Source organism: Paenibacillus yonginensis, assembly GCF_001685395.1.
Classification (GTDB): Bacteria; Bacillota; Bacilli; order Paenibacillales; family Paenibacillaceae; genus Fontibacillus; species Fontibacillus yonginensis.
Genome location: NZ_CP014167.1, coordinates 2,101,882 through 2,119,039 on the forward strand (window position 1 = coordinate 2,101,882; position 17,158 = coordinate 2,119,039).

General features: G+C 52.4%; 17 protein-coding genes. All 17 read right to left on the reverse strand.

What is annotated here, in order from left to right:
* Positions 1 to 251: 251 nt before the first annotated feature.
* Positions 252 to 1,412 (reverse strand): asparaginase, encoded by a 1,161-nt coding sequence (locus AWM70_RS09620; protein WP_068695861.1) that lies wholly within the window; start codon positions 1,410 to 1,412, stop codon positions 252 to 254.
* Positions 1,413 to 1,682: 270 nt separating this feature from the next.
* Positions 1,683 to 2,168, reverse strand: coding sequence for a cell wall elongation regulator TseB-like domain-containing protein (locus AWM70_RS09625; RefSeq protein ID WP_068695863.1), 486 nt, complete (start codon positions 2,166 to 2,168; stop codon positions 1,683 to 1,685).
* A gap of 49 nt (positions 2,169 to 2,217) precedes the next feature.
* Positions 2,218 to 3,516 (reverse strand): amidohydrolase, encoded by a 1,299-nt coding sequence (locus AWM70_RS09630; RefSeq protein WP_068695865.1) that lies wholly within the window; start codon positions 3,514 to 3,516, stop codon positions 2,218 to 2,220.
* A complete protein-coding gene (locus tag AWM70_RS09635) occupies positions 3,506 to 4,153 on the reverse strand; it encodes a redox-sensing transcriptional repressor Rex (protein WP_068695867.1) in 648 nt (215 codons plus the stop codon). The genes AWM70_RS09630 and AWM70_RS09635 overlap by 11 nt, the downstream gene beginning before the upstream one ends.
* 1 nt (position 4,154) lies before the next feature.
* Positions 4,155 to 7,043, reverse strand: coding sequence for an ATP-dependent DNA helicase DinG (gene dinG / locus AWM70_RS09640; RefSeq protein WP_068695869.1), 2,889 nt, complete (start codon positions 7,041 to 7,043; stop codon positions 4,155 to 4,157).
* A gap of 170 nt (positions 7,044 to 7,213) precedes the next feature.
* A complete protein-coding gene (locus AWM70_RS09645) occupies positions 7,214 to 7,843 on the reverse strand; it encodes a tetratricopeptide repeat protein (RefSeq protein ID WP_068695871.1) in 630 nt (209 codons plus the stop codon).
* Between the two features lie 158 nt (positions 7,844 to 8,001).
* Complete coding sequence (gene panD / locus AWM70_RS09650; protein WP_068695874.1) at positions 8,002 to 8,385, reverse strand: aspartate 1-decarboxylase; 384 nt, start codon at positions 8,383 to 8,385, stop codon at positions 8,002 to 8,004.
* Positions 8,378 to 9,280, reverse strand: a complete 903-nt coding sequence (gene panC, locus AWM70_RS09655) for a pantoate--beta-alanine ligase (protein ID WP_068695877.1) — start codon at positions 9,278 to 9,280, stop codon at positions 8,378 to 8,380. The genes panD and panC overlap by 8 nt, the downstream gene beginning before the upstream one ends.
* Positions 9,277 to 10,188, reverse strand: coding sequence for a 3-methyl-2-oxobutanoate hydroxymethyltransferase (panB, locus tag AWM70_RS09660; RefSeq protein ID WP_068695879.1), 912 nt, complete (start codon positions 10,186 to 10,188; stop codon positions 9,277 to 9,279). Before panB ends, panC begins: the two co-directional genes overlap by 4 nt.
* A gap of 328 nt (positions 10,189 to 10,516) precedes the next feature.
* Positions 10,517 to 11,524 carry a biotin--[acetyl-CoA-carboxylase] ligase gene (locus AWM70_RS09665; RefSeq protein ID WP_068695880.1) on the reverse strand — a complete coding sequence of 336 codons (1,008 nt, stop codon included), beginning with the start codon at positions 11,522 to 11,524 and terminating at the stop codon, positions 10,517 to 10,519.
* On the reverse strand, positions 11,505 to 12,887 hold the full coding sequence (locus tag AWM70_RS09670) for a CCA tRNA nucleotidyltransferase (protein WP_068695882.1): 1,383 nt from the start codon (positions 12,885 to 12,887) through the stop codon (positions 11,505 to 11,507). Before AWM70_RS09670 ends, AWM70_RS09665 begins: the two co-directional genes overlap by 20 nt.
* A 54-nt stretch (positions 12,888 to 12,941) precedes the next feature.
* Positions 12,942 to 14,117 carry an N-acetyl-alpha-D-glucosaminyl L-malate synthase BshA gene (gene bshA / locus AWM70_RS09675; RefSeq protein WP_068695883.1) on the reverse strand — a complete coding sequence of 392 codons (1,176 nt, stop codon included), beginning with the start codon at positions 14,115 to 14,117 and terminating at the stop codon, positions 12,942 to 12,944.
* A gap of 69 nt (positions 14,118 to 14,186) precedes the next feature.
* Positions 14,187 to 14,894: a bacillithiol biosynthesis deacetylase BshB1 gene (bshB1, locus tag AWM70_RS09680; protein WP_068695885.1), complete on the reverse strand. Its 708-nt coding sequence runs from the start codon at positions 14,892 to 14,894 to the stop codon at positions 14,187 to 14,189.
* Between the two features lie 2 nt (positions 14,895 to 14,896).
* Positions 14,897 to 15,316 carry a methylglyoxal synthase gene (locus tag AWM70_RS09685; protein ID WP_068695886.1) on the reverse strand — a complete coding sequence of 140 codons (420 nt, stop codon included), beginning with the start codon at positions 15,314 to 15,316 and terminating at the stop codon, positions 14,897 to 14,899.
* Positions 15,317 to 15,333: 17 nt separating this feature from the next.
* On the reverse strand, positions 15,334 to 16,137 hold the full coding sequence (gene dapB / locus AWM70_RS09690; protein WP_068695888.1) for a 4-hydroxy-tetrahydrodipicolinate reductase: 804 nt from the start codon (positions 16,135 to 16,137) through the stop codon (positions 15,334 to 15,336).
* A gap of 21 nt (positions 16,138 to 16,158) precedes the next feature.
* Positions 16,159 to 16,692 carry a tetratricopeptide repeat protein gene (locus AWM70_RS09695; RefSeq protein ID WP_068695890.1) on the reverse strand — a complete coding sequence of 178 codons (534 nt, stop codon included), beginning with the start codon at positions 16,690 to 16,692 and terminating at the stop codon, positions 16,159 to 16,161.
* A gap of 52 nt (positions 16,693 to 16,744) precedes the next feature.
* A complete protein-coding gene (locus AWM70_RS09700) occupies positions 16,745 to 17,077 on the reverse strand; it encodes a nucleotide pyrophosphohydrolase (protein WP_068695892.1) in 333 nt (110 codons plus the stop codon).
* Positions 17,078 to 17,158 lie beyond the last annotated feature (81 nt).

Below are 17,158 nucleotides of genomic sequence, written 5' to 3' on the forward strand. Positions count from 1 at the left end.
TTTATACTCCTATCATCCATCAAATACGCAATCAAAAGATGCGTATTATTTTTGTATATCTCGAATACAGGCTCTAGTATATCACATAATCTATATCATTTTATGATTAAATTTTGAATTTTAAGAAAATTTCAAGGATGTTTATGTATAAAAAGATAAGGCTTCCAATTTTATCATGAAAAGTTAAAAGAAACGGCCTTGGTCCCCTGGGAAGGGAAGACCAAGGCCTCTCGCATGATCCTTTCAACTTCTTATTTGGCCGGAAGCTCGATTTGGCCATATCCGATAGTCGTAAACCAATTTTTGACCGTCTCGAAATCCTTCGAATAAGACAGGCAGAGCAGCAGCAAAATCCGGGCATGAGCTGCGTTCAAATTATCACCGGCAATCACGCCGTCCCCGTTTGAATAATTGCTGCCCGATCCGGTACGGGTCGTCATAACAAAGATGACGCCCTTTTTGATCGCCTCGGCACGTTCTTCGCTCATGGCTTTGGAGATGCCTCCGGCTCCAGTGCCCGCAGTTACAATACCTTTGGCCCCGGCAGCCACAAAGCCGCTGATGGCCCCAGGCCCCGCATCCTGATAAGAGTAAGCAATTTCAACTTTGGCCAGGTCCTTTTTCGAAATTTGGGTCAGATCAAACGGTGTCTCCCACTCGCTTGCGGGTTTAAGCGCTCGGAAGGGAGCCCGGTATACGCGGATATTTTTTTCATCAATATAACCAAGCGCCCCGATTTCCGGAGTTACAAAAGTATCAGTCCGATAGGAATTTGTTTTGGTGACCTCTCGTGCAGCATGGAATTCATCATTCAGCATGACCACAGTCCCGAAATATTTGGTTTTGCCGCTGGCGGCCAGCTTGATCGCATTATAGAGATTTGCAGGGGCGTCCGTGCCGATAACCGTCCACGGTCTCATTGATCCGGTTACAACTACCGGTTTGGGACTGCGTACGGTCAGGTCCAGGAAATAAGCAATTTCTTCCATCGTATCCGTTCCGCTGGTCACTACGACACCATCCTGGGTTTTAAGCGCCTCGTCGACCTTCAGGGACAAATCGTACAGCTGCTCCATGGAATAAGCGCTAGAGCCGGAATTCCCGAATTGATAGGTACTCACCTCAGCGATTTGGTCTTTATTCGGCAGGGATTTCACCAAGTCTTCAATCGGCAGCGAACCGGCCCGGTATGTATCGAAGCTTGTTTCATCCGTTGATTTGCCGGCCAACGTTCCTCCTGTCGCGATCACCTCTACTTTGGGCAGCTTCTTAACTACTCCAATTGTGGAAGTAACAGCCGTTGAGTCCGTGGCTGCAGAAACAGGTGACACAAACAATTGGGGCAGCAATAATAACACCGTTAAACCTGTCGTGAGCAGCATCTTCTGGATTTTTGTCGTTCCCCTCTTCATCAAATCATCCTCCGCCAAATAATTTGTTAACTTAACGTCAGGTTATATAACCTAAATTCTGTTAACTTGAGAGGATTATATTTTAATGTAATGAAATATGACAAGAACCAGAATCCCATAAGTAAGCGCTTAACCTTAGCTTTTTTTCGCTTTATCGCGTTAATTCAAGCTCAGTATAAAAAAACGGCAAACCCTTGCGGCCCGAAGGCCTTAAAAAGAGTTTGCCGGCAATCCCATTTATAAAGTGTTATAAAAATAAAAAGCGTTAATCTAACGGTTAGGCAGCGTAAACTCCTCAGTCAAAGCTTCACCATTGCTGAAACTGAAGAACCGGTAGTAATAATGATCTTGTTCTTTGTAATACAGCTGCCACACATATTGACCATTATAGATCCCCGGGACCAGACGTTTAACGTCGGCGTTCGGCATCAGCGCTTTGATTTTGGCCTGCATCGCTTTTTTGGTTGAAGCGCCCGTCACCTGTTCCGTATGCGGGGGCTGCCCATCCTGCAGCCAGACCATAATATGTTCTCCTGAAGCATTGTTGCCTTCGACTACCCAGCATACATCATCCCAAACCGATTTGGTGACTCCGATGGTCTTGACGAGACCGGCCTCCTGCTTGGCTCTCAGGATTGCCGCATCCTCCTGCGTCCATGTGTCCTGCATCACATAAACATAATAACGATACAGCCCAAACAGAATCGCCGCCAAAACCAAAATTGAAATCCAGATCCATTTCGTTTTTGTTCTCAAATCTGTTCTTCACTCCTCTCCCTGCTCCGCATCCCTTCAAACAATTCCATTAGCGGGCAAGGAGACCTTCAAATGCCTGCTGGGCTTCAAAGCGAATACGCTCCTCGTCCAGCGTAAGGCATTCTCCATGCTTGACCACCTGCCGCCCGTCAACCCAAACATGCTCTACATCTTTGGCTCCAGCAGCGTAGACCGTGTGCGAGATGAAATCCGTTTTCGGCAGGAAATGAGCCTGCTCGGTATTTAAAGCGATGAAATCGGCTTTCATCCCGGCCTCCAGCCGGCCGACGTCCTGCAGGAACAGCGATTTGGCGCCGTATTCCGTTCCCATCTTCAAGGCTTCCAGAGCCGGAACCGCCGTTGGATCACCGGAAACACCTTTATGGATCAAGGCAGCGAGTCGGATTTCCTCCAGCATGTCGAGATTGTTGTTGCTAGCCGGCCCATCCGTCCCCAAGGAAACGGTAACTCCCGCCTTGAGCAAATCCACCACGCGGGCTATGCCGCTGGCCAGCTTCAGGTTGCTTCCCGGATTGTGGGAAACGCCGACGCGGTGTTCCGCCAGAATAGCGATCTCCTCATCGGTCAGATGTACGGCATGAGCTACGAGAGACGGGCGGGAGAACAGGCCCAGCTTAAGCAAATGCTCTACTGGACGCGTGCCGTAATCCCGGACATTCTGCTCCACTTCAGCCCGTGTCTCAGACATATGCGTATGAAGCGGCAGATCCAGATCATGGGCAGCCTGAACGATTTTTTCAATATAATCCGGCGGACACGTGTAAGGAGCGTGGGGCGACATCATCGCCGTAATTCGGCCCTCTGCCGCACCATGCCACTGCTTGGCGAAGCTGACTGCGTCCTGGAGTTTGGCTGTCTGCACTTCGGGCGGACAAAGACCGATTACCCCGCGGGTCAGCACTGCCCGAATGCCGCTTTGCTCAGCGACCTTGCCGACCTGGTCCATATGATCGTACATGTCAAGGAAAGTGGTGGTGCCGCCCTTCAGCATTTCGAGCACGGACAGAGCGGTACCCTTATACACATCTTCGCCGGTGAATTTGGCTTCCATCGGCCACATTTTCTCCTGCAGCCAGACCTGAAGCGCCAGATCATCCCCGTAACCGCGAAGCAGCGACATGGCGGCATGGCCATGCGTATTGACCAGCCCCGGCAGGAACAGCAACCCGGAGCCGTCAAAGCTGTCTGTATCCTCAGTTCCTTCAGGCAAACTTTCGCCGATATATTGAATCCGGTTGTCCTCAACCAGCATGTATCCGTTAATTACAGGCTTCTCGGGGTTCATCACCGCGAAGGTCCCGTTTTTGATCAACCATTTACGACTCATTTGAATGTTCCTTTCCTTGGTCCAAATAATAAGCCAAACTTAACAGGTCGGTAGTAAAGTCCGCAGCATGGACCCGGACACCGGGCGGAACCTTCAGGATGACCGGCGCGAAATTCAGAATGGCCTGAATGCCTGCCTCCACAAGCTGATCCGCGACCCGCTGGGCCTCCCAATGAGGCACAGTGATAATGCCGATGCGGATTCCCAGCTTCTTAACGGTTTCGGGCAACTCCGCGATTGGCTGAACGGACAAATAATTGATCTGGGTACCGATTTTGGCTTCTGCGATATCAAAGACCGCTACAATCTTCATATTGTCTTTTAAATACATATTGTAATTGGAAAGCGCTTGACCGAGATTACCGGCACCTACGAGAGCTACGCTGATTTCCTGATCCAGATTCAGAATCTGACGAATCTTCTCGATCAGGTAAGCGACGTCATAGCCGATGCCCTTACGGCCGAAATCACCGAAATATGCCAGGTCCTTGCGGATTTGGGCCGGATTTAAATCCAGATTCTGCCCCAGCTCCTGAGAGGATACCGTCATGACATCCCGGTTGTGCAGCTCGTTTAAGTACCGCAGATAAACCGGCATACGCCGGACGACGGCATCCGATATTTTTTCCGATTTCATGTTATTCACCCTTTGCTGCGCCTGGATCGGCGCCATTTTCCGTAGGTTCCAGCCACTCCGTGATCCGGGGAACCATCTGGCTTAGCGGCATGTGCTCCATTTTAGGTCCCGGCAGCGAATACAGAAAATATTTCCCGTAATATGAGTCCAGAATACGAGTATCGTATACGATGACGATGCCTTTATCTCTAGAAGAGCGCACCAGCCGGCCAAAGCCTTGTTTGAAACGGATAACCGCCTGAGGAACGGACAGCTTTGTGAATGGATTTTTTTTCTGCTGCTGCAGCCGTTCGCTTTTGGCTTCTACCAGCGGATGGTTTGGCGGCTGGAAGGGCAGTCTGACAATGGCCAAACTGGTCAGCGCATCCCCCGGGATATCTACGCCTTCCCAAAAACTGCTTGTGCCCAGCAGTACCGAGGCGTCTTTGCTTTGGAAACGCCGGGTCAGCTTGGTTCGGCTGCCGCTGTCCATCCCCTGCCCAATTACCGTTATATTGTGGGCAGAAAGCTGCTCTTTAAGCGGCTCATAAACCTGCTTCAGCATTCGGTACGACGTGAACAGCACCAGCATCCTGCCGTTTGTCGCCACAGCCGATTCCGCCAGGGAATCGACAAGTGTGTTCACGAAATACGCGTCGCCGACACTGCCTTTCACGCTTGGAAAATCACGCGGGATAACGAGCAGCGCCTGATCTCTGTAATTGAACGGCGAAGGAAGAATGGCCGTCAGCAGACGGTCCTCTTCACTTGCCTCCTGCAGTCCGAGCTGATCAATCATATATTGGAAGGACTTATCAACCGTCAAAGTCGCAGAGGTCATGACTACGCTTTTTTTCTTGTCAAAGAAATAGGCTTTCAGCTGTTCGCTTACGTCAATGGGAACGGCATACATCTGCAAAGATTTGCTGCGGTAATGCCCATTGCCTTCAAGCCAGTACACCGTCTCCTCGTTATCCAGCTTCATGAAGAAACGCAGCGAATCCCGTTCGCTGCCCAGATCCTTGAACAAGCCGCTAATATCGGTCAGCAGGCCGTCAATGCCGTAATCATCCTGCTCCTCTTTCAACTCAGCCACCATCCGTTCACCCTTCCTCAGCACTTCGCTGATGGTAACGTGAATCTGGTTCTCCAGCAGGTTCAAAGTCTCCCACTGCTCCGGACGTTTGGCGGGAAGCAGACGTTTCACAAATTGTCCCGGTTCTCCAGGCGCCGCATCGCTGCGTTCGGTCATTAATCCGAACAGCAGCTCGCTAAGCTTATCCCAGTTCTCCTTCACCTCCAGGAGTGCCGGATAAATGGAGTCGATGGTCTCCATCCAGCCGGAAGCTTTCTCGGCACCGGAAGCGCCAAGCTGCAGCCGCAGATTGGGGAGCTGGCCGGTTCGGCTGTCCTTAAACAGCCGGGTCAACGTATGAATGATGGAGAAATATTTCATATGCAGTCCCAAATGTTTGCCGGCAACGTCCTCCAGATGATGCGCCTCGTCGATCACCAGCCGTTCATAAGCAGGCAGCAGCTGATGCCCGGCCTGAATGTCGGTGAACAGCTTTGAATGATTGGTAATGACGACATCCGCAACGCTGGCTTCGTGTTTGGCCCGGTGGTAGAAGCATTTGCGGAACCAGGGACATGAACGTCCAAGACAGGAGTCCGATTCGCTGGCAACGGTTTCCCAGAAATCGCCGCCCCTTCCCAGATTCAGCTCCTCATCATCACCGGTTTCAGTCTGGCTTAACCAGACGATCATCTGAGCCGCCGTGATGCTGTCTTCTTTCGGGCTTGCGAAATCACGCCTGCTTAGCTTGTGCTCAAACTTGCGCAGACACAAATAATGTTGTCTTCCTTTAAACACTGCTGCGCGAAAAGGAAAAGGAACCGCTTCAGTCAGCAGGGGAATATCCCGTTCCCTCAGCTGCTCCTGCAGGTTAATGGTATGGGTGCTGACCATGACCTTTTCCCCGGTTTTGACCGAGGAATAAATCGCCGGAAGCAAATACCCCAAGGATTTCCCGGTGCCAGTCCCCGCTTCTACAAGCAGATGTTTATCTTCGGCAAATGCCTGCTCCACCTGTCCAAGCATAATCTTCTGGGCTTCGCGTTCTTCATAGAACGGCAGCTTCTCCTTCAAATTCTCCCGAACCTGATCCAGAAACTGCTCAAAGCTCACCTTGGCCAGCGGATTCTCCTCGGCGTCATACCTTGCCGGCAAAATATCCATCCAGTCCTCATTGCGCATAGCAAACTGGCGGTAATACACAAATCCTGCATCATCCGTCTGGTCAGCCTGGCTTTCCCTTTCCGTTAACAGGGCGTCAAAAAACCAGCCCAAATCACTGTCTTCTGCGGCAAACAGGTCTGCAAGACGCTGAATCGTAATCAGCGGCAGCTCGGCAAGCTCATCCAGACATTTGAGAAAAATCAAAGCCGTAGCCTCAGCATCGCTGTCCGCCTGGTGCGGCCGGTCATGACTGAGTCCAAATTCCGTGCTGACCAGACCCAGCTGGTAGGAATTTAAGGAGGGAAAACAAATTTTCAAGAAATCCATCGTGTCGAGAATCCGCCCCGTAAAGGGAAGATATCCACAGCTGTCCAAGGCCTGCTGCAAGAAATTAAAATCAAATGCAACATTATGCCCGACCAGGACAACGTCATCAAGCAGCGGAACCATGTCCATCATCACTTCGTCGATTGAAGGAGCGTCCGCCACATCCTCTTCCGTGATGCCTGTTAAGCCGGTTATAAATGGCGGGATCGGCACTCCCGGTTTGACATAAGAAGAATAGACCTGCGAGATGGTGGAATCATGATCTATGATGGCAAGTCCAACCTGTATAATTTCATCGGTGGACTGATTACCCGTTGTTTCAAAATCGAGTACAGCATACTTCATTGGTTGTAAAATCCCTTTCTTTCGGGTCTATCACCTAGCATATCAAAAAAAATCCCGTTTGAAAATTGAACGAAGCCGGCTTTGAGAAATCCTGCACTTGCCTGACAAGCCCTAACAGTCAAAAAGGGCAAAAAAAACGATGCGTCCGAGGCGCATCGTTATCCCCTGCTTTACAAATAAGCATGGAGCTGGCTTTCAAATTGGTAAGTCCCGCGATTCTCCATACAAGCCTCGAGATTCGCCAAAGGTTCGGGCAGACTGGGATCCAGCTTATAGGCGGTAAGGAAAAACCCCCGCGCCTTCTCGACCCGATTATCCATGGCAGCCAAACATCCCAAGGCGTTACAGCAGATCGCTTTTAATTTCTTGTCTTTGCCGTGCGTAAAAATATAATTTAAATAACCAGCCGCATTTTCCCTGTCATTCAGATGCACGCGGCACACGGCCAAGAACAACAAGGGCAGGGGATTATCCGGATAAAGGCTGGAAGCCTGCTCAAAATGCTCGGAAGCCTGTTTGTACATTTTGAGGGTAAAATAACCTTGCCCTTTAAGAAAGGGGCCTCCGCCCAGCTCGACAATCTTCAGTTGATCCTGGGCTTCAAAATCCCCACATTTCCGGCGAATCTCCCCCATCTTCTCTTCAAAAGACATCCATTCCTCGATAATGCCGTCACTCATTTGCTTCAACAGTTTCCATTTCATGCCCAGCGCTTCTTTCTGTTCGCCTTCCGCCTCAGGATAACGCCGGGCGATATCGTCCAGCGCGCTGTTCATTTCCGCAAAGATATGTTCAAACATTATCTCACCTCATCCTGAACAAAATGAAATCAGTGCGAAACCGAATCAAAGCCAGCTTGACGTTTGACCGTATTGATTCAGGTTTACCTTCATTTTTTGTTCAAGACGGCTTTTTCATTCGAGCGCCCAGTTATTACATAACCAGCCTGCTTAGCCGATTAACGAATCGTGGCATGCAGCTCGTGGTCAGCCGATTCGGCAGGACGATTGTTCTCGTCCACAAAAACAACGGTCGGCTTATGGTACTTCAGTTCAGCCGAATCCAGCTGCGCGTAGGAAATAATGATGACCGTGTCGCCAGGCTGCACCAGACGGGCTGCCGCGCCGTTGAGGCAGATAACGCCGCTGCCTCGCGGACCGGGGATCACATAAGTTTCGAGACGCGCTCCATTGTTGTTGTTGACGATTTGAACTTTTTCATTTTCCAGCAAATCCGCCGCTTCCATCAAATCCTCGTCGATGGTAATGCTGCCCACATAATTCAAATTGGCTTCCGTTACGGTTGCGCGGTGAATTTTGGATTTCATCATCGTTCTATACATGAAGAGCCACGTCCTTTTTCTGAAATAACATATTGTCAATTAATCGAGTGCTGCCGAATTTAACGGCGAGTGCTGCGATGATGTCCCCTTCATAATCAGACAAACGGGTTTGCTCGGAGATCGGCTCCAGCTCTGGGAACGTCAGCACCTCCACATAATCGATTTCCGCCAGCGGTTTGGCTTCAATCCGCTCTGTAAGCAGCTTCTTCAATTCTGCAGCAGTGGTTGACTTCTGCTCCTGCACAAGCTCGTAGGCTTCCTTCAGGGAGGCCGACAGCACAAGCGCCTGACTGCGCTGCTCCTCGTTCAAATAAACGTTCCGGGAGCTGAGCGCCATCCCGTCGCTTTCGCGTACAATCGGACAAGGCACCAGCTGCACATCCATATTCAAATCCGCAACCATCTGGCTGAGCACCGCTACCTGCTGGGCATCCTTCATGCCGAAATAAGCGAAATCAGGTTTTGTAATATGGAAAAGCTTAGCCACGACCGTAGTTACCCCGTCGAAATGCCCCGGGCGCGAAGCGCCGCACAGGCTGGAGGTCAACCCTTCCACCTGAATTTTGGTTTTGGTTGGCTGCGGATACATGTGCTGTACTTCCGGCATAAACACAATATCCACGCATTCTTTCTCGGCAAGCGCCAAATCCCGGGCTGCGTCCCGCGGATAACGATCCAGATCTTCATTAGGACCGAACTGAATCGGATTCACGAAAATGCTCAGCACGACCACGTCATTGGCACGCGCTTTGCGGATCAGGCTGGCATGACCTTCATGCAAATAACCCATCGTCGGCACCAGCCCGACGGTCAGCTCCCGTCCCTGCTTGGCGGCTTCAAAACGCCGGCGTTTCAACTCCTGCTGCAGTTCTTTAGGTTCTTTAATAATCATCATAACGTCATGCCAACCTTTCTATCCGTCTCTGCGGCATTACCGGCTTTCTCCGTTTTATCCTTGTTGCCATATAAAGAGTCGACTACCCCTTCTTCGGCACCGAATACGTGCTGCTCAGCCGGGAATAATCCGCCTTTCACTTCTTTTACATAATCCGCGATTCCGGTTTTAACCAGGCCGCCCACATCCGCAAAAGTTTTGACAAACCGCTTCTCGCGGTAATCGTCCGTATATTTAACCAAGTCATGGAATACAAGCACCTGGCCGCTGCAGCCCCGTCCAGCTCCGATTCCAATCGTAGGAATTTCTAACAATTTAGTAATTTCCGCGGCCACCTCTTCTGTGACCAGCTCCAATACGATGCCAAAAGCTCCCGCTTCCTGCAGCGCTTTGGCATCTTCGAGCAGACGCCGGGCATCCTTGGCATCTTTGCCCTGAATCCGGTAACCGCCAAGCTGATTGACGGACTGCGGCGTAAGGCCAATATGTCCAAGCACAGGCACACCAGCCCGAACGACTGCGGCAACCGTATCCGCGATTTCTGCTCCGCCCTCCATTTTCACGGCATGAACATGACCTTCCTGCATCAACCTTCTGACACCGCGCAAGGTTTCGTCCAGGCTGCCATGGTAAGTCATAAAAGGCATATCCGCGACGATAAATGTCCGCTCCGCACCTCTGGCGACCGAACGGGAATGATAAACCATATCGTCAAGCGTAACCGGAATGGTCGAATCATAGCCAAGCACCACATTGCCCAGCGAATCCCCCACAAGAATCATGTCTACGCCGGCTTCTTCAGCCAGTCTGGCCGAAGGATAATCATAAGCCGTAACCATGGCGATCGACTCGCCGCTTTGTTTCATGCGTTTCAATTTTAAGATGTTTAAAGCTTGTTTGGCTGCCATACTTTTTAACTCCTCTCCTAGTTGACGTACCCGCCGAGTAACCGTCGTGTTTGATTTTCAAACACGAAAAAAAAAGCCTTTAGTTGTTCACTAAAAAGGCCCGAAAGTCCAAAGAAGAGTCACTTGGCGATCGTCCCTTCTGTCTCGGTCCTTTCGGCTCAGAGCAGAATCCAGGCGTAACCGGCAATACCAAATATGACGGTTATATTCATTCATACATCCCGCTGCAGCCAGCGGAAATAAAAATACTGCCCCAAGAGTGCTGTTCGGCCAAGCCGATACCGCCTCTTAGGGACAGTATAACAAATGACGTCAACTTTTTCATCCCTCAATTTAATGGATCTACCGTTACATCGCCGGAAATAATTTTTGTCGTTTGTCCATCTGCCAGCCTGACGATCAGCGCACCGGAGGAATCCAGTGAAACCGCCGTTCCCTTCACCTCTCCGGCAGGCGTCTGCACCGTTACCGGCTTATCCAAGCTGATGGACAAGGCTTCCCATAAAGCAGCGATCGGACCGAAGCCTTCGGTCATGTAGATTCCGTACAGCTGTTCCGTTTCGTTCAAGATCGTTCCGGCAAGCTCCGAGCGATTAATCTTTTGTCCCGATTCAATCCTCAGAGACGTCATAATGGCACGCAGATCTTCCGGGAGCTCTCCGGCCGCCATATTTACGTCAATGCCTATCCCGGCTATACAATAGCGGATCCGTTCGTCTTCCCCCGTCGATTCGAGCAGAATGCCGCTTGTCTTCCGTCCGCTGATCAGAATATCATTCGGCCATTTGATCCCCGCATCAACCCCGGCAACACTCCGGATGGCCCGGCATACAGCTACCGCCATAAGGAGGGTGAGCTGGGGCGCTGATCCAAGCGGCAGATTGGGCCGAAGCAGCAAGCTCATCCAAAGTCCGTTCCCTGGCGGGGAATACCAGCTGCGCCCCATCCGTCCTTTCCCTTTCGTTTGTTCCTCGGCAATAACAAGCGTTCCTTCGGGCGCCCCTTGTTCCGCAAGCAGCCTGGCTTCGTCCTGAGTCGATCCGGTCACGTCCAGCAGCTTCAAATTCCGTCCCATTACGGAAGTGCGGGCAGCCAGCATCAGATCGGCGGCAGCGAGTCTGGAAGGCTCGCCGGTCAAGCGGTACCCCTTGCGGGAGACCGCTTCAAATTCATATCCCGTCTCACGGAGTTTATTGATCTGCTTCCAGACAGCTGTCCGGCTGATCCCGAGCTGGCGGCTGATTTCCTCGCCGGATATATATTCCCCCGCCCGCTCCTTGAACATACGCAGGAGCCGCTGCTCGGGCTGCTGTAATTCAATTTGATTCTTGTCCATCGTTCAAACGCTCCTTCACTGCTTGAAGCAATACCGCCTTATCGTTCTCCAGGTCTCCTGCGGCCACTTGTTCCAGCAGTTCCTTCATCAGTTCGCCCAGCCACGGTCCGCCGCGCCGGCCGCTGCCGCTCATCACCTCGCCGGCGGTCAACGCCAGATCAGTCACTTTATGTACAGGCACAGTCTGGTGCCACTTGGCGGCTTCGGCCAGAAAGACGGCTCGTTTTGTTTTTTCCGCGCCTTCGCTCTCCGCCTCTGGCCCGGCGGACAGCCGACCTGCTTCACGCCGGAGCCATAAGGCAGCAGCGTCCTTCCCGAAGGTAAGCTGCAGGTACACCCAGTACCGGCGCCATTGCTCGAGCACGCCGCCGTCCAGACCCCGGCCGGCAGGCACCTTAGCGTCCCCGGCCGGCTCGGTCCCGGCCTCGAGCAGCTCGCCCACCGCTTCTTCGATATAAAGAAGCGCCGTGACCTGCCGGGTTAATACGCCCGGAAAGGTCCAGCTGCGCAGCAGCGGCTCGGCTTCTTCCGCCGCAACCCGCAAAACCTGCAGCAGCCAGGACCAGCGCAGCGCCGGCTCATCCGCCGGCAGGGCGGTCAGCCCTGCCAGCTCCGCCAGCCCGTCCAGCCCGTCCGCACCGGGACGGCTGGCCGCAGGCGGCAGCGGCGCTTTGGCCGGCAGCAGCAGGCCGCTGCGCCGCAGCAGCTCCAGGCCGCGCACAGGCCGCGGCCCCAGCACGATCCGCTCCAGCTCCGCGCGGATCCGCTCCACCGCGATGTAAGCCATGCCATCGCGGCACTGCAAAAGCCCGCGCCAGAGGCTTGTCAGCGGCTTGAAGCCGAAGACCGAAGCGAAGCGGACCGCGCGCAGCATGCGCAGCGCGTCCTCTTCGAACCGCTCTTCCGGCTTCCCGACGCAGCGTATCCAGCCGCGCTCGATATCTCCGCGCCCTCCATACGGGTCAAACAGCTGCCCGTCCAGACTCCGGGCAATCGCGTTCATCGTGAAGTCGCGTCTCTTCAGATCTTCGTCAACCGCGTCAACAAATTCGACTTCCTCCGGTCTGCGGTGATCCTTATACCCCGTTTCCTTGCGGAAAGTCGTCACTTCAAAAGACCATTCCGCCAGCAGAACCGTAACCGTTCCATGAGCCAGTCCGGTTGGCACTGTTCTTTCGAACAGCTCCATCACCTGTGCGGGCTCGGCGGATGTAGCGATATCCATATCGTGAACGGGGCGTCCCATCAATTCGTCACGGACGCAGCCGCCGACATAAAAGGCCTGATAACCGGCCGTTTCCAGGCGGCGCAGGACCTCGTCTCCGGCGGACGCCATGCCGGGCTCAGCTTGTAACCATAACATCCCCAAGCTTACATCCCCCGTTTCGGCAAAACCTCCGTGTGCCGTCAAAGCCGCTTAAGCCTTGGGCAGACCACAGGCCGTCAGCTTAGGCTTGGATTGTTCCGCCTGCAGCACACGATAATATATTTGCTCATATTGTTTTGTGATTTTCTCGCTGTTAAACTCGGTTTGCGCCCGGCGAATGCACGCTTGTTTGACCTTGGCGGTCAAAACCTCGTCGTTCAGCAGCTGCAGCGCGAAATCCGCCATCGCAGCCGTATCGCCGATCGGCGCCAGATAACCGGTCTCGCCGTGCTTGACCAGCTCCGGAATACCGCCGGCCATCGAGCCGATGGTCGGAACGCCGCAGGCCATCGCTTCTAGGGCTACCAGCCCGAAGCTTTCTTTCTCCGATGGCAGCAGCAGCACATCCGCCATTGAAATGATCTGGGCGATTTCATCCTGTTTGCCCAGGAACCGAATCTTATCCTCCAGCCCCATATCTCGAATCTGGCACTGGATCTTCGGCAAATCCGGACCTTCTCCTACAAACAGCAGCCTGGCCGGAATTTCCTTGGACACGCGCGCAAACACGTCCACAACGTCCTTCACCCGCTTTACCGGCCGGAAGTTGGAAACGTGCATCAGGATTTTTTCGTCCGGTGCCGCAAATTCCTTGCGCAGTTCGGATACATCGCGTGGATAATAGAAACGTTCATCCACAAAATTGTACGTTAAATCAATGCCTCGGGTAATATCAAGCAGCTCCTGCGTTTCACGGGTCAAATCCTGCGAGACAGAGGTCACCGCATCACTTTCGTTAATCGCCAGACGAATCAGGTCTTTCAGAGATTCATCCTGGGCCAGCACGGTGATGTCTGTGCCATGAAGCGTTGTAACTACCTTAAGATGGTCGCCGACCATCTGTTTGGCCAGGAAAGCACAAACCGCATGCGGAACCGCATAATGAACATGAAGCACATCCAGCTTCTCCTGCTTGACCACTTGAGCCATTTTGGTGGCGAGTGACAAATCATACGGAGGGTAGCGGAACACATAATAGTCATTGACTTCCACTTCGTGGTAAAAGATGTTTTTATGAAAAGCTCCCAGCCTGAACGGGACGCTGTGTGAAATAAAATGCACTTCATGTCCCTTTTCGGCGAGCAGTTTACCAAGTTCAGTAGCTACTACACCCGATCCTCCAAGGGACGGGTAACAGGTAATGCCGATTTTCAGCGGTCGGTTCAAAAGCGGAACCCCCTTTCATGCGTAAAAATGCGCTATTTTAAATTTCGACTATATCTTCATAATTGGACCTCATAAGAAGCGCTGAATCCGGTAAGGAGCTTTCACCGCAAAACCTTCGGCAAAAGGAATCAGCTTCTTCTGGCCCAGCAGAGCATCCCTTGCTTGGACACGCTCGACGTAACCTTGATTCAGCGGAGTTGCAACTGTATCTTCACCATGCGCCTGCTCGAATTGAGAGCGGTAGCTGCGCAGCGCCGCCAGCTTGGCTTCATAATGTTCAGTAACATCCACGACAAGATCCGGATTACGCCAATCATTGATGAAATAAAAAAACAGGTCTTCAACAAGGACCGGGGGCTTGTCCAGCTTGTCCGGCATGTATTTGCGCAGTTTGGCGTTAAACACCGCTTCCTCGACCAGCCGGCTGCAGGCCACATGATCCGGATGCCGATCTTCCCAATAAGGGGCAAACACGATCCGGGGCGCATATTTGCGAATTTCTTCGGTTACGGCTGCAATGTGTTCCGGAGTCAGAAAAAGTCCCCGATCAGGCAGACCCAGATTGCTGCGGGCCGCAAGGCCAAGCGCATTCGCCGCCTCCGCCGCCTCCTGCTTTCTTCGCTCTACGCCGCCATTCGAGGACATCTCCGCAAAAGTCAAATCACAAATGCCAACCCTGAGGCCTGCTGCCGTATGTTTGGCAATCGTGCCCGCCATGCCGATTTCAGCATCATCCGCATGGGCGCCGAAGATCAGTATATCCAGCTTCTCCATCATTCTTACTCCGCCTTTGGCTTGTGAAGCTCAACAAGCTCGCGCCAGCCAAAATCTCCGCGATCCAGCGCTTTAATCAAAATTTCTGCCGTAGCCATGTTTGTGGCCACCGGAATGCCGTGCACGTCACAGAGGCGGAGCAAAGCGGTAATATCCGGTTCATGCGGCTGCGCCATCAGCGGGTCTCGCATGAAAATGACCAGATCCATTTCATTCTGGGCAATCATAGCGCCGATCTGCTGGTCGCCGCCAAGCGGTCCGGACAGAAACCGGTGAATTTTCAGCGAAGTTGCTTCCATAATTCGTTGACCGGTAGTTCCGGTCGAATAAAGTTTTTTATCCTTAAAGACGTGTTCATAGGCAACCGCCAGATTGACGATGTCCTCTTTTTTACGATCATGGGCAATAAACGCAATATTTAGCATATCCGAAATTCCTCCCTCTACTCCATTAAATGCTCAAAGCCATAAAGCAAACCTTTATAGTTCATAACCCGTTTGACCGCATGGTTAACGCCCGGCATATAAGCGGAACGTTCGTAAGAGTCATGGCGGATCTTCAGACTTTCCCCGTGAGCCCCGAAGATGACCTCCTGCTGGGCAAACACGCCCGGCAAACGGACGCTGTGGATGCGGAAGCCGTTATAGTAGCCGCCTCTCGCTCCCTCAATCGTCTCTTCTTCCTGCGGATTCCCCTGCCGGATCTCCTCGCGGTTCCCTGCGATCCATTCGGCGGTTTTGACCGCCGTACCGGATGGAGCGTCCAGCTTCTGGTCTCCGTGATATTCAATAATCTCCAGATGAGGGAAATATTTGGCCGCCTGGGCAGCGAACTGCATCATCAGAATGGCTCCAATCGAGAAGTTTGGCGCAATCAGTCCGCCGATTCCCTGCAGCTGGCACTGCTTGTCCAGCGCCTCAATCTGCTCCGGTGTGAAGCCGGTCGCCCCGACAACCGGACGGACGCCAAGCGAAATCGCCAGCTCCGTGTTCGCATATACCGTTTGCGGGGTGGTGAAATCCACCAGCACATCAGCGCCGGAGGATTTCAGCGCACGCTCCAGGTCGTTCTCAACCAGGATGCCGGAAGCCGGCAGTCCTGCCAGCGTTCCTGCATCCACTCCGGTCTGGGAACGGTTCACGGCGCTGACCAGTTGAAGCTCTTCGTCCTGCAGCACCATCTTAACGACCTCTCGGCCCATTCTGCCGGCTGCTCCCGCAACCGCTACTCTTATTTGATCAGCCATGTTTTTATCCTCCCCATTCCGCTAGTATGATGAGTGATCGATATAAGTCTTGAAACGCTGCTCCAACTTTATTAAATGTTCGGATACGGCATCATCCTGCATTAAAGCTGACGCTTCCCAAATAGCCTTGAGCGCCTTGTGATAATCTTTGGTTTCTCCGTATGACAAAGCCAGCCATACCTGGGCTTCCGCAGACAAGGGGTCCAGTTTGGCCGCTTCTTCAAGCAATTTGGCCGCTTCAGCCGCCTCTCCAAAATCGTCATCCTGTCTGAACTGAAGTTTTCTTACGGCCTGTCTTGTCAGCTCCTTCGCCTGCAGACGCTGGAAATGAAGTTTATACGAAGGTTCCTGCGGATCCAGCCGGATCGCTTCCTTAACGTTTCGGATCGCCTGCTCCAGCTTGTCGCTGCGAGCATAAGTGATCGAACAACGATAACGAATGTCGGCTCTATCCGGTTCAATCTCAATAGCCTGCTCGAACCAGCTGATTGCCCCTTCAAAATCATTGTCAAGAATGCATTTATAAGCCTTCCTCAAAAGATCATCCGCTTTCATCTGCTGTCCCTCCCTCTGAATCGGGCTATGGTACAGCATATGAAACATCAGCCTATTCGGTGTCCTTTCGGGTCCAACGGTTTGCATCCCGTGTATTAAATTTGTTCATCACTTTATCGTGGGCTTCGGTAAGATCTATACCAAGCGAATTAGCGAAACAAATCGTTATGAACAAAATATCGCCAAGCTCCAGCTCGATCGAATTCTCCTCTTCTGTTGCTTTCTTGGGTTTCTCGCCGAACTGGTGGTTCACTTCGCGGGCCAGTTCCCCGACCTCTTCGCTCATTCGGGCGAGCATGGCAAGCGGGCTGAAGTACCCTTCTTTAAATTGAGATATGTATTGATCCACTTCCCGCTGCAGCTCCGATAGCGGCCTGTCAGCCATCTGTCATCCCCTCTTTTCTGCACGGCTTTTTCCCCCTTATGTTATCTTAAAGGGGGGTTGAAAACAAATGCTTTTTTAATC

Bases quoted from the DNA above. Each gene is read 5' to 3' on its own strand.
- dinG (WP_068695869.1), bottom strand. From the start codon at position 7,043: ATGAAGTATGCTGTACTCGATTTTGAAACAACGGGTAATCAGTCCACC.
- AWM70_RS09685 (WP_068695886.1), bottom strand. From the start codon at position 15,316: ATGCTAAATATTGCGTTTATTGCCCATGATCGTAAAAAAGAGGACATC.
- panC (WP_068695877.1), bottom strand. From the start codon at position 9,280: ATGATGATTATTAAAGAACCTAAAGAACTGCAGCAGGAGTTGAAACGC.
- panD (WP_068695874.1), bottom strand. From the start codon at position 8,385: ATGTATAGAACGATGATGAAATCCAAAATTCACCGCGCAACCGTAACG.
- bshB1 (WP_068695885.1), bottom strand. From the start codon at position 14,894: ATGATGGAGAAGCTGGATATACTGATCTTCGGCGCCCATGCGGATGAT.
- dapB (WP_068695888.1), bottom strand. From the start codon at position 16,137: ATGGCTGATCAAATAAGAGTAGCGGTTGCGGGAGCAGCCGGCAGAATG.
- AWM70_RS09630 (WP_068695865.1), bottom strand. From the start codon at position 3,516: ATGAGTCGTAAATGGTTGATCAAAAACGGGACCTTCGCGGTGATGAAC.
- AWM70_RS09645 (WP_068695871.1), bottom strand. From the start codon at position 7,843: ATGTTTGAACATATCTTTGCGGAAATGAACAGCGCGCTGGACGATATC.
- AWM70_RS09620 (WP_068695861.1), bottom strand. From the start codon at position 1,412: ATGAAGAGGGGAACGACAAAAATCCAGAAGATGCTGCTCACGACAGGT.
- AWM70_RS09700 (WP_068695892.1), bottom strand. From the start codon at position 17,077: ATGGCTGACAGGCCGCTATCGGAGCTGCAGCGGGAAGTGGATCAATAC.
- AWM70_RS09635 (WP_068695867.1), bottom strand. From the start codon at position 4,153: ATGAAATCGGAAAAAATATCGGATGCCGTCGTCCGGCGTATGCCGGTT.
- AWM70_RS09670 (WP_068695882.1), bottom strand. From the start codon at position 12,887: ATGTTATGGTTACAAGCTGAGCCCGGCATGGCGTCCGCCGGAGACGAG.
- panB (WP_068695879.1), bottom strand. From the start codon at position 10,188: ATGGCAGCCAAACAAGCTTTAAACATCTTAAAATTGAAACGCATGAAA.
- AWM70_RS09665 (WP_068695880.1), bottom strand. From the start codon at position 11,524: ATGGACAAGAATCAAATTGAATTACAGCAGCCCGAGCAGCGGCTCCTG.
- AWM70_RS09695 (WP_068695890.1), bottom strand. From the start codon at position 16,692: ATGAAAGCGGATGATCTTTTGAGGAAGGCTTATAAATGCATTCTTGAC.